The following is a 12,113-nucleotide window of genomic DNA, read 5'->3' on the forward strand; positions in this document are numbered from 1 at the left end:
TGAATGTGCCTGCTATTTGTGATAAAATAAAATGATAATACTATCGAAAGGATAACGAATGGCAAATATTCTACGCACTATCATTGAAAATGATAAAGGCGAAGTAAGAAAGTTAACAAAAATAGCAAAAAAAGTTGAAGGTTATGCTAATGAAATGGAGGCACTTTCAGACGAAGAACTTCAGGCAAAGACTGACGAATTTAAAGAACGCTATCAAAATGGTGAGACCTTGGATGATTTACTTCCTGAGGCTTTTGCTGTTGTTCGTGAAGCCTCAAAACGCGTTTTAGGTCTCTATCCTTATCGTGTCCAAATCATGGGCGGTGTTGTCCTTCATCATGGCGACGTTCCAGAAATGCGCACTGGTGAGGGGAAGACCTTAACGGCTACCATGCCTGTTTACCTTAATGCCTTGGCTGGCGAGGGCGTTCATGTTGTTACTGTTAATGAATATCTAGCAACACGTGATGCAACTGAAATGGGAGAATTATATTCATGGTTGGGACTGTCTGTTGGAATTAATTTAGCGGCCAAGTCTTCTAGTGAAAAACGTGAAGCTTATAACTGTGATATTACTTATTCAACTAATGCTGAGATTGGTTTTGACTATCTTCGTGACAATATGGTTGTTCGCAAAGAAAATATGGTACAGCGGCCACTTAATTTTGCTTTAGTTGATGAGGTGGATTCTGTTCTAATTGATGAGGCTAGAACGCCATTAATTGTTTCAGGACCTGTTAGCACAGAAACCAATCAGCTGTATCATCGTGCAGATAGTTTTGTAAAAACCCTATCAGAAGATGATTATGCTATTGATACGCCTACTAAAACGATTGGCTTAAAAGATTCAGGAATTGATAAAGCAGAAGAGTATTTCCATCTAGAAAATCTTTACGACATTGATAATGTGGCTTTGACCCACTATATTGACAATGCTTTGCGCGCTAACTACATTATGTTACTTGATATTGATTATGTGGTTAGTGAAGAACAGGAAATTTTAATTGTTGACCAATTTACTGGTCGTACAATGGAGGGGCGTCGTTTTTCGGATGGTCTCCACCAAGCTATTGAAGCAAAAGAGGGGGTACCAATTCAGGATGAGTCTAAAACCAGTGCTTCCATTACCTATCAAAATATGTTTCGCATGTATAAAAAGTTAGCGGGAATGACGGGGACTGCGAAGACAGAAGAAGAGGAATTTCGTGAAATTTATAATATGCGCATTATTCCCATTCCAACCAATCGTCCGGTAGCCCGTATTGATCATCAGGACTTGCTCTACCCAACACTTGAAGCAAAATTTAGAGCTGTTGTTGCTGATGTTAAGGAACGCCATGAAAAGGGACAGCCTGTTTTGGTTGGTACTGTTGCTGTCGAAACATCAGATTTGATTTCGAAAATGCTAGTTCAAGCAGGTGTTCCTCACGAAGTTCTTAATGCTAAAAATCACTTTAAAGAAGCTCAGATTATTATGAATGCGGGTCAACGTGGTGCTGTTACCATTGCCACCAACATGGCAGGACGCGGTACTGATATTAAGTTGGGCGAGGGTGTACGTGAGCTCGGCGGTCTTTGTGTTATTGGGACGGAACGTCATGAAAGCCGTCGGATTGACAATCAATTACGTGGACGTTCTGGCCGTCAGGGTGATCCTGGTGAGTCACAATTCTATCTCTCTTTAGAAGATGAATTAATGCGTCGTTTTGGTTCCGAGCGTATCAAAGCTTTTCTTGATCGGTTTATTGAGGAAGATAATGATGTGGTGATTAAATCACGCATGCTAACCAATCAAGTTGAATCAGCTCAAAGACGTGTTGAAGGAAACAACTATGATACTCGTAAGCAAGTTCTTCAATATGATGATGTTATGCGTGAACAGCGTGAGATTATCTATGCTGAGCGTTACGATGTTATCACAGCAGAACGTGACCTTGCCCCAGAGATTAAGGCTATGATTAAGCGAACAATTGAACGCACAGTGGACTCTCATAGTCAATTGGATCGTAAGGAAAGCCTAGATGCTATCCTTAACTTTGCTAAAACAAATCTTTTACCAGAAGATACTATCAGTTTACATGATATAGAAGATTTAAACTATGAAGATATTAAGGATCTGCTCTATGATGCAGCTCTTAAAAATTATGACCGTCAAATTGCTAAACTTCGTGATGAAGAGGCTGTTCGAGAGTTCCAGAAAGTGTTGATCTTGATGGTTGTTGATAATAAATGGACAGATCATATTGATGCTCTGGATCAACTGCGCAGTTCAGTTGGTTTACGTGGTTACGCGCAGAATAATCCTATTGTTGAATATCAATCAGAAGGTTTCAGGATGTTCCAAGATATGATTGGTGCTATTGAATTTGATGTGACACGTACCATGATGAAGGCGCAGATTCATGAACAAGAACGTGAGAAAGAAACTGAAAGTAGGACGACAGCTGAGCAAAATATCTCAGCACAGTCTACTATTTCTCCTCAGGATCCAATCTTTAAGAATGTGGGCCGTAATGATAAATGTCCATGTGGTTCAGGTAAGAAGTTTAAAAACTGCCATGGACGCAAGCGATTTTAATGAATTAGAAGGATAAAAAATGTCTTTTAAAGCAACTAGTGATAAAATTAATATAGAAGAAATGCAGAGCTTGTCAAAATTAACAGGTGAAGCTTTAGCCCAAAAGGAAGTACGTGATCGTGAATTGGTTTCCATTATCAAGGGAGAGGACAACCGTTTACTCTTGATTATTGGTCCTTGTTCATCAGATAATGAAGAAGCTGTTCTTGAGTATGCTAAACGTCTTGCTAAATTGCAGGAAGAAGTTAAAGATCGCATATTTATGGTGATGCGTGTTTATACGGCAAAGCCACGCACTAATGGTGATGGCTACAAAGGAATGGTCCATCAACCTAATACAGGCGCGGCTCCCAGTCTGATTAACGGTATTACAGCTGTACGCCATCTGCATTATCGTGTGATTACTGAAACGGGTATTACAACAGCAGATGAAATGCTCTATCCTGAAAACCTTCCTTTGATTGATGATTTAGTATCCTATATTGCAGTTGGTGCCCGTTCAGTTGAGGATCAACAACACCGTTTTGTAGCTTCAGGCATTGATGTGCCTACTGGCATGAAAAATCCAACATCAGGAAATCTTAATATCATGTTTAATGGTATTTATGCTGCGCAAAATAAACAATCGTTCCTTTTCAATGGCGAAGAAGTTGAAACCAGCGGCAATCCTACAGCTCACGTTATCTTACGTGGCGGCGTTAATGAATATGGAAAAAATATTCCAAATTATTATTATGACAATGTTTTAGATACGATTGAACAGTATGAAAAGATGGGGCTGCAAAATCCTTTTATTGTTGTTGATACCAATCATGATAACTCTGGCAAAAACTATTTGGAACAAGTAAGAATTGTTCGGCAAACCCTTATTAACCGTGACTGGAATGACAAAATCAATAAGTATGTTCGCGGCTTTATGATTGAATCTTATCTAGAAGATGGTCGTCAGGATAAGCCAGAAGTTTTTGGCAAGTCTATTACGGATCCTTGTTTGGGTTGGGAAAATACTCAACAATTGGTTCATGAAATTTATGATACTTTAGGAAATTAAAATGGGTATTCATCAAAAAAGCAAAACCATAGATCTTTTCACGGTTAAACAAGGCACGCAATTAAAAGGTCAGGATTTGGCTAAGAAAGAAGCACGTGATCGTGAATTGGTTTCCATTATCAAGGGAGAGGACAACCGTTTACTCTTGATTATTGGTCCTTGTTCATCAGATAATGAAGAAGCTGTTCTTGAGTATGCTAAACGTCTTGCTAAATTGCAGGAAGAAGTTAAAGATCGCATCTTTATGGTGATGCGTGTTTATACGGCAAAGCCACGTACTAATGGTGATGGTTATAAAGGCCTCATTCATCAACCAAATACTTCTAAATTGCCAGATTTGATTAATGGCATTCATGCTGTTCGTAATTTGCATTATCGTGTGATTACTGAGACAGGATTGACAACAGCAGATGAAATGCTTTACCCTTCTAATCTTGTCTTAGTAGATGATTTGGTTTCTTATCATGCTGTTGGTGCTCGTTCGGTTGAAGATCAGGAACATCGCTTTGTGGCTTCAGGCATTGATGTGCCTACTGGTATGAAAAATCCAACGTCTGGTAATCTCAAGGTTATGCTTAATGCTTTACATGCAGCACAAAATTCACAAAATTTTATCTATAATGGAGCAGAAGTAGAAACAGACGGCAATTCCTTGGCTCATGTTATTCTGCGCGGAGGCAGCAATGAGCATGGTGACTATGAACCTAATTACTATTATGACGTTCTCTTAAAACTGATCCAACAGTATGAAAATATGAATTTAATCAATCCCTTTATTGTTGTTGATACCAATCATGATAACTCTGGCAAAAATTATTTGGAACAAGTAAGAATTGTTCGGCAAACCCTTATTAACCGTGACTGGAATGATAAAATCAATAAGTATGTTCGCGGCTTTATGATTGAATCTTATCTAGAAGATGGTCGTCAGGATAAGCCAGAAGTTTTTGGCAAGTCTATTACGGATCCTTGTTTGGGTTGGGAAAATACTCAACAGTTGATTTATGAGATTTACCATACTCTCAAAGCAAAATAATTGTTAATATCAAAAAATTGAAGAAATTAAGACAAAAGTGTTCTGACTTTTTTACTGTATCGTCATTTCAGTTTAACGCAGTGGCTGATTGGTTTTTATTTAATCCCATGAACATCAGTTTATGTCAATACTTAATCAACTTTTCGGAAAGCAGGACGATAAATCGTAATGAAATTGCGATTTAGCGCTTTTTATTCCACTCTCATTTCAATTAAAAATACAGCAAAGAGGTTGGGGAAGGATATTCCAGCCTCTTTTAGAAAGATACTATGATAATAGGACACGGAATTGATTTACAAGATATTGCTGCTGTTCAGAGAGCTCATGAGAGAAGTTCACGCTTTGCCAGCAAAGTTTTAACATTTAAAGAATTAGAAATTTTCACTAGTCTCAAAGGTAGGCGTCAAGTAGAGTATTTAGCAGGACGTTGGGCTGCTAAAGAAGCCTTTTCAAAGGCTTATGGCAGTGGCATTGGTTCTTTGCGCTTTCAAGATTTAGAAATTTTGGCTAATAATAAAGGAGCACCGATTTTTACAAAGTCTCCCTTTTCGGGAAATATTTTTATCAGTATTTCTCATTCTAAAAATTATGTTGAGGCCAGTGTTATTTTGGAGGAGAATAACTTATGATTGCTAGTTACCATCGTCCGACAACAGCTTTAGTTCATTTAGATCGTATCAAATTTAATATTGAACAAGTTCAACACCATATTCCAAAAGCAGCCAAAACTTTTGCTGTGGTTAAAGCCAATGCTTATGGACATGGTGCTGTTCAGGTGGCTCAAGCCATTCAAAAGCAAGTTGACGGTTTTTGTGTTTCTAATTTAGATGAGGCCTTGGAATTGCGTCAGGCTGGTCTGAATGATTTTATTTTAATTTTGGGTGTCCTTCTTCCTGAGGAAGTTGCTCTGGCTAAAAAAGAAAATATTACTATTACAGTTGCTGACTTAGATTGGTTTGATAAAGTACAGACAGAAAACATTGATTTAGCTGGTCTTTCAGTACATGTAAAAGTCGATTCTGGTATGGGAAGAATTGGAGTTCGCAGTACTGCAGAAGCGAATCAGCTTATTGCAGGTTTGCAGAAGGCGGGAGCGACTGTTAATGGTATCTTTACCCATTTTGCAACAGCAGATGAAGCTTCTACTGTTAAATTCAGTCAACAGTTAGAAATGTTTACCACCCTTATCAGTCAATTGGATTACAAACCTCAAACAGTACATGCTTCTAACTCTGCTACAAGTATTTGGCATAGTGATACAGTAATGAATGCTGTTCGCCTGGGAATAGTGATGTATGGACTCAATCCTAGTGGCAATGCACTTGAATTACCTTATGAAGTAAAGCCAGCATTAGAGTTGACATCCGCTCTTGTTCAGGTCAAAGAAGTGCAAGCTGGTGATACAGTTGGCTATGGTGCGACTTATACTGCCAGTCAGGCTGAAATTATTGGAACCGTCCCTGTTGGTTACGCTGATGGTTGGACAAGAGATTTGCAAGGTTTTCATGTTTTGGTAGATGGTCACTATTGTGAGATTGTGGGGCGCGTGTCCATGGATCAAATCACTATTCGTTTACCTAAAACTTATCCTTTAGGAACCAAAGTCACCTTAATTGGACAGGATGGTCATGAAACGATTTCAGCAACAGATGTCGCTGAAAAACGAGAGACGATTAATTATGAAGTGCTCTGTTTGATCAGTGACCGAGTTCCTCGCAAATATGATAAAAAGTTCAGTTAAGTGGCTGAACTTTTTTGGCTTATTAACAACTCACTATAGCTGATAATGAGCTACTGTCATACTCTTTGAATATAAGTTATATTCCCTATGTATCCAAAACGGATATTACCCATTACAGAATCATAGAGCTATTTTTTGTTATAATATAATAAAAATCATTGGAGAGGTACTTATGGACTTACAGTCATCACTTGCGGTTTTAAAGGGATTAGGTCCTAAGTCTGCAGAAAAATTTCATAGATTAGGCATTTATACCATTGAGGATTTGTTGCTTTACTATCCTTTTCGTTATGAGGACTTTAAGGCAAAATCTGTTTTAGATTTGTTAGATGGTGAAAAAGCTGTTGTTACTGGAAAAGTAGTGACCCCAGCTAATGTACAATATTATGGGTTTAAACGCAATCGTCTATCTTTTAAAATAAAACAAGATGAAGCTGTTATTGCTGTTTCTTTTTTTAATCAGCCTTATTTACAAGATAAGGTGGAGCTTGATCAGGATATTGCTATTTTTGGAAAATGGGATCAAAAGAAGTCAGCTCTTACGGGCATGAAGATTTTGGCTCAAGTGACAGATGATATGCAGCCTGTTTATCATGTGGCACAAGGAATATCACAGTCAGCTCTGATTAAGGCTATTCAATCTGTTTTTGATGCTGGCTATTTACGCTTTTTATCTGAAAATTTACCGCAGATTCTGCTTGATAAATATCGTTTGTTAGACAGACAAACAGCTACGCGGGCTATGCATTTTCCGAAAGATTTGGAAGAATATAAACAAGCCTTGCGCCGCATCAAATTTGAGGAACTCTTTTATTTTCAACTCAATTTGCAGGTTCTTAAAGCAAATAATAAATCAGAATCAAATGGTCTGCTTATTACTTATGATCACGATCAAGTGGCTGCTAAAATAGCTGATTTGCCTTTTGCCTTGACGAATGCCCAAAAAAGGAGCTTAGACGAAATTCTGGCAGATATGGAGTCTGGCGCTCATATGAATCGGCTTTTACAGGGAGATGTCGGTTCTGGTAAGACAGTCATTGCCAGTCTTGCTATGTATGCAGCCTATAGTGCAGGTCTGCAGTCTGCTTTGATGGTTCCTACGGAAATTTTAGCGGAACAACATTATGAAAGTTTAAGGACTTTATTTCCTGAACTTTCAATTGCACTTTTGACGTCTGGAATGAAGGCTGCTGTAAGACGTTCAGCCTTAGCAGCTATCGCTGATGGCTCAGTAGATATGATTGTTGGTACCCACGCTCTCATTCAAGAAGGTGTTGATTACCATAAATTAGGCTTAGTTATTACGGATGAACAACATCGATTTGGTGTTAAGCAAAGGCGACTGTTTAGGGAAAAGGGAGAGAATCCTGATGTTCTCATGATGACAGCCACACCTATTCCTAGAACCTTGGCTATTACTGCCTTTGGCGAAATGGATGTTTCTCTTATTGATGAATTGCCAGCAGGTCGCAAACCGATTGTTACACGTTGGGTTAAGCATGAACAGTTAGATAAAGTTCTGCCTTGGGTTAAAGAACAGCTCAAGAAAAAGGCACAAGTCTATGTCATTTCACCTTTGATTGAGGAGTCTGAAACCTTGGATTTGAAAAATGCTGTCGCTTTAGAAGAAGACTTAAAAGCTTATTTTGCGTCGTCTGCTAATATTGCTCTTATGCATGGTCGTATGAAAAATGATGAAAAAGAAGCCATTATGCAGGCTTTCAAAAAGGGCAGTATTGATATTCTGGTTTCAACAACTGTCATTGAAGTTGGGGTCAATGTACCTAATGCTACGATTATGATTATTATGGATGCCGATCGTTTTGGTCTTAGTCAATTGCATCAATTACGAGGACGTGTAGGACGTGGAGAAAAGCAATCCTATGCCATTTTAGTTGCTAATCCTAAAACGGATACTGGGAAAAATCGCATGCGCATTATGACAAAAACAACAGATGGCTTTGTTTTGGCTGAAGAAGATTTAAAAATGCGTGGTTCAGGAGAAATTTTTGGTGTTCGTCAATCTGGCATTCCTGAATTTCAGGTGGCTGATATTGTGGAAGATTACCCTATTTTAGAAGAGGCTAGAAAAGTGGCTAGTCAAATTGTGGCCGTTAAAGATTGGTGTCAAGATAAACGATGGGCAATTCTTGTGCAAAATCTTAAGCAAAAAGAAATTTTGGATTAAGGTTTTATGGTATTTAAAATATGAATGAATTAGAAATGTCTCGAATCTATTATTGCAGATTTCATATTAAAAAAGAGCCCTTCTTATTCATTAATTAGAAAGAGGACTCTCTTTTATATTTGAGGATATAAAGATAGTAAGATTAGACTGATTTTTGGCTCTTTAAATAGGATTTGAAAAGAATACCTAACAAAACTGTGCCGCAAATAATTAAGGTCGTATTTTGAACTTGCTTGCTGGATAATTCTAGAGAATAGTTAAAGTGCTGATTTTTAGACTTGTCTGTAGCAGTAATATTAAGCTTCATAATTATTCTCCAAACTTTTTTTCTGTTTAACCTTCTATGTATTCTTTTAATTCTTGCCCCTTGAGGCCAGCGTTGAGAGCAATGAGAAGTTTGAGTCTGGCCTTAGGGGCATTGAGTTCCCTAACAAACATGACACCTGCTTCTTGCAGTTTGACACCGCCACCTTGGTAAGCGTAGACAGGCTCTGCAATCCCGTTAAAACATCGAGAGACGAGAGCGACAGGAATTCCTTCTTGAATGAGCTTGGTAATGCTTTGAGCAGCCTCGGGTGGAAGGTTACCAGCACCTAGAGCTTCAACAACCAAACCATCAATACTGCTTTTATCTAAAATATTTAAAAGCCAATCACCCATACCAGCGTATGCCTTGATAATGGGAACAGTTCCTGTTAAAGATTCTAGGCGAAAACGAACCCGCGGTTCAGCTGTTTTGAAAAAGAGAATATCATGTTTCATAATGATACCAAGCGGTCCATGTGTAGGTGTTTGAAAAGTAGAAACATTAGTAGTATGTGTTTTGGTAACGTATTTGGCAGCATGAATTTCATCATTCATGACGACAAGAACTCCCTTGTCAGCAGCATTGTCATGGCTGGCAACACGAAGGGCAGATAAGTAATTGTAAACACCATCACTCCCTAACTCATTGGAAGAACGCATAGCTCCAGTCAAAACAATGGGAATTTGTGGCAAAATCATAGTGTCTAGGAAGTAAGCAGTCTCTTCTAAAGTGTCTGTTCCATGTGTAATAACCACGCCATCGTATAAGCCAGCTGTTTCTCTGATTTTTTGAGTCAATAAAAGCATATGCTCCACTGTTATTTGCGGACTGGGAATGTTAAAAAAATCAATAGCATTAATCTGAATATCATCAAGTTTGACACTGGCATGGTTCATAGGGTTATCACTGTCTGGAACAACCCTACCAGCCTTATCAGCATGCATGGAAATGGTTCCTCCAGTATGTAAAACAAGGATTCTTTTCATGATTTTTAAAATTCTTTCAAATTGTGTTATACTATATTTTAACATAAATTAAAGAATATGAAAGGTAATATTGTGGCAATTAAGGCTGTCTTTTTTGATATTGATGGGACGCTTTTAAATGATCGAAAACAGGTTCAGAAATCGACACAAGATGCAATTGCAAATATGAAAAAACAAGGCATCTTCGTTGGTGTAGCAACTGGTCGGGGTCCGGCTTTTGTAGCGCCTTTTATGGAAAATTTAGGGCTTGATTTTGCTATCACTTATAATGGTCAATATATTTTCACGCGCGATCGTATTTTATACCAAAATCAGTTACCCAAATCAACAGTTTATCGTCTTATTAAATACGCCAGTGAACAAAGGCGAGAAATTTCTCTGGGAACGAGTTCTGGTCTTGTTGGTTCTAATATCATTAACATGGGAACCAGTCGTTTTGGTCAATGGATCAGTCGTATGGTTCCCAAAAGGTGGACTAAAACGATTACTCGTAGTTTTAAACATGTAGTTCGTCGTGTTAAACCACAGAGCTTAAATAGTTTGATGACCATTATGCGCCAGCCTATCTTTCAAATTGTTTTGGTGGCAACTAAGGAACAAAGTGACATTATTGCTAAAAAATTCCCCCATTTGACCATTACTCGCAGTAGCCCGTACTCTGCTGATTTAATTTCTAAAGGCATGTCCAAAATAAAGGGTGTTTTATGTGTTGCCAGAGAATTTGATATTGAAATAGAAGAAGTCATGGCTTTTGGTGATTCTGATAACGATCTTGAAATGTTATCAGGAGTTGGGATAAGTGTTGCTATGGGCAATGCTACTGAACAAGTCAAAACGATTGCGGACTATACAACTGCTAGCAATAATAATGATGGTATTTCTCAGGCTCTAGCACATTTTGGTGTTATCCATCAAAAAACAGATAGAGTCTTTTCAAGTAGTGATGACAATTTTAATAAAGTCAAAGATTTTCATCAACTAATGGATGGCGAAACCTGTGAAATACCTAGAATTTACGACATTGTTGAAGGTGGGCACCGTTCAGCTTTTAAAGCTGAAGAAATTGTTGAATTCTTATATGCTACAAGTAACGGTGATAAGGAAGAATTTGCTCAAGCACTTGCTAGACTTCATAAAGCGGTTGATAAGGCTGCAGAGAAAGTTTTGTCAAAGCCGCATCCAGAAACGCCTTTAGTTGGACAAGTAGATGCTTTGATTGATTTATTGTATCTCACTTATGGTTCCTTTGTATTAATGGGAGTAGACCCTAAACCATTTTTTGATACAGTACATGAAGCTAATATTGGAAAGATCTTTCCAGATGGTAAGGCTCATTTTGATCCAGAAACACATAAAATTTTAAAGCCTGATGACTGGGAAGAGCGCTTTGCACCTGAACCAGCCATCAAAAGAGAATTGGATCGTCAAATCCAGAAATCCTTACAGCATCGTAAATGAACATAAGTAAAAGGGATTACTAAAGATCTCAAAAATCATGAACACCTATCTAACGGTGGTTTGGTCAAGGGTTATAGGCCATATTACCAGCTATACTGGCTTTTATTTTGTTCAATCCTCACTGCTCTTGATTTGTTGAGTCTGAAGAAAAAATTCCCAATAGTAAAAAAGCTTAAAACCAAGTTATCAAAAACATTGGTTTTAAGCTTTTTTACGTTGTTGCCAGTTACTTAATTGATTAAAAACTGAGTTTTTGCCCAGCCTCTTGTTTTAATCATTATAATGTTTTTTCGGGATCACGAACGACCAATAAATCAACCTTGGCGTGGCGAAGGATATATTCGGATGAAGAACCGATTAAAAGTCGTTCAAAAGCGTTGAGACCTGTTGCTCCCAACATAATGAGGTCAACATGTTCTCGTTCAGGAATTTCAGTAGCTAACAGAGGTTTTGGGTTTCCAAATTCGATAATCTGCCTAACCTTTTCTAGGCCTCTTTCACGGGCTTGGTTTTCATAATCATCCAGAACACTGTGAGCTTCTTGTTCCAACTTTTCATAAATATAAGCATCAAACGTTGCAACACTTTGAAGAGCTCGTGTATCAACGACATGTGTTAAAAGCAAATTAGCATCATTTCTAAGTGCGACACTGACACCCTTTTCAAAGGCAAGCTCTGATTCGTAGGAGCCATCAATGGCAACTAGGATATTTTTATAGCTGGACATAAGTTGAACCTCCATCTCCTCTTTTATTATATTGTAACCCT

At 38.1% G+C, this 12,113-nt stretch carries 10 protein-coding genes; 7 read left to right on the plus strand and 3 right to left on the minus strand.

What is annotated here, in order from left to right; all coding sequences use genetic code 11:
- Window positions 1-58 precede the first annotated feature (58 nt).
- From secA to recG, 6 genes are all read left to right on the plus strand, one after another.
- Window positions 59-2,578 carry a preprotein translocase subunit SecA gene (gene secA / locus FNL60_RS01840; protein WP_002265003.1) on the plus strand — a complete coding sequence of 840 codons (2,520 nt, stop codon included), beginning with the start codon at window positions 59-61 and terminating at the stop codon, window positions 2,576-2,578.
- A 19-nt stretch (window positions 2,579-2,597) separates the two neighbouring features.
- Window positions 2,598-3,629, plus strand: a complete 1,032-nt coding sequence (locus FNL60_RS01845) for a 3-deoxy-7-phosphoheptulonate synthase (RefSeq protein WP_002312074.1) — start codon at window positions 2,598-2,600, stop codon at window positions 3,627-3,629.
- Window position 3,630: 1 nt separating this feature from the next.
- On the plus strand, window positions 3,631-4,665 hold the full coding sequence (locus tag FNL60_RS01850) for a 3-deoxy-7-phosphoheptulonate synthase (RefSeq protein WP_002311767.1): 1,035 nt from the start codon (window positions 3,631-3,633) through the stop codon (window positions 4,663-4,665).
- A 269-nt stretch (window positions 4,666-4,934) separates the two neighbouring features.
- Window positions 4,935-5,294 carry a holo-ACP synthase gene (gene acpS, locus FNL60_RS01855; protein WP_002263463.1) on the plus strand — a complete coding sequence of 120 codons (360 nt, stop codon included), beginning with the start codon at window positions 4,935-4,937 and terminating at the stop codon, window positions 5,292-5,294.
- Window positions 5,291-6,406, plus strand: coding sequence for an alanine racemase (gene alr, locus FNL60_RS01860; RefSeq protein WP_002279912.1), 1,116 nt, complete (start codon window positions 5,291-5,293; stop codon window positions 6,404-6,406). The genes acpS and alr overlap by 4 nt, the downstream gene beginning before the upstream one ends.
- A gap of 172 nt (window positions 6,407-6,578) precedes the next feature.
- On the plus strand, window positions 6,579-8,594 hold the full coding sequence (gene recG, locus FNL60_RS01865; RefSeq protein ID WP_002279913.1) for an ATP-dependent DNA helicase RecG: 2,016 nt from the start codon (window positions 6,579-6,581) through the stop codon (window positions 8,592-8,594).
- A gap of 142 nt (window positions 8,595-8,736) precedes the next feature.
- Here the strand turns inward: recG and FNL60_RS01870 are convergent, their stop codons facing one another.
- Both FNL60_RS01870 and FNL60_RS01875 read right to left on the minus strand, forming a co-directional pair.
- A complete protein-coding gene (locus tag FNL60_RS01870) occupies window positions 8,737-8,901 on the minus strand; it encodes a hypothetical protein (RefSeq protein ID WP_002263466.1) in 165 nt (54 codons plus the stop codon).
- Between the two features lie 26 nt (window positions 8,902-8,927).
- A complete protein-coding gene (locus FNL60_RS01875; protein WP_002264939.1) occupies window positions 8,928-9,887 on the minus strand; it encodes an asparaginase in 960 nt (319 codons plus the stop codon).
- 72 nt (window positions 9,888-9,959) lie between these two features.
- On the opposite strand from FNL60_RS01875, the gene FNL60_RS01880 reads away from it, so the two are divergent.
- Window positions 9,960-11,345, plus strand: a complete 1,386-nt coding sequence (locus FNL60_RS01880; RefSeq protein ID WP_002268948.1) for a Cof-type HAD-IIB family hydrolase — start codon at window positions 9,960-9,962, stop codon at window positions 11,343-11,345.
- A 277-nt stretch (window positions 11,346-11,622) separates the two neighbouring features.
- Here FNL60_RS01880 and FNL60_RS01885 read toward each other — a convergent pair whose 3' ends face one another.
- Window positions 11,623-12,072, minus strand: coding sequence for a universal stress protein (locus FNL60_RS01885; protein ID WP_002263469.1), 450 nt, complete (start codon window positions 12,070-12,072; stop codon window positions 11,623-11,625).
- Window positions 12,073-12,113 lie beyond the last annotated feature (41 nt).

This window comes from Streptococcus mutans (assembly GCF_006739205.1).
In the GTDB taxonomy this organism is placed as follows: domain Bacteria; phylum Bacillota; class Bacilli; order Lactobacillales; family Streptococcaceae; genus Streptococcus; species Streptococcus mutans.

Coding starts and splice junctions, on each gene's coding strand:
- secA (WP_002265003.1), top strand. CDS start 59: ATGGCAAATATTCTACGCACTATCATTGAAAATGATAAAGGCGAAGTA.
- FNL60_RS01845 (WP_002312074.1), top strand. CDS start 2,598: ATGTCTTTTAAAGCAACTAGTGATAAAATTAATATAGAAGAAATGCAG.
- FNL60_RS01850 (WP_002311767.1), top strand. CDS start 3,631: ATGGGTATTCATCAAAAAAGCAAAACCATAGATCTTTTCACGGTTAAA.
- acpS (WP_002263463.1), top strand. CDS start 4,935: ATGATAATAGGACACGGAATTGATTTACAAGATATTGCTGCTGTTCAG.
- alr (WP_002279912.1), top strand. CDS start 5,291: ATGATTGCTAGTTACCATCGTCCGACAACAGCTTTAGTTCATTTAGAT.
- recG (WP_002279913.1), top strand. CDS start 6,579: ATGGACTTACAGTCATCACTTGCGGTTTTAAAGGGATTAGGTCCTAAG.
- FNL60_RS01870 (WP_002263466.1), bottom strand. CDS start 8,901: ATGAAGCTTAATATTACTGCTACAGACAAGTCTAAAAATCAGCACTTT.
- FNL60_RS01875 (WP_002264939.1), bottom strand. CDS start 9,887: ATGAAAAGAATCCTTGTTTTACATACTGGAGGAACCATTTCCATGCAT.
- FNL60_RS01885 (WP_002263469.1), bottom strand. CDS start 12,072: ATGTCCAGCTATAAAAATATCCTAGTTGCCATTGATGGCTCCTACGAA.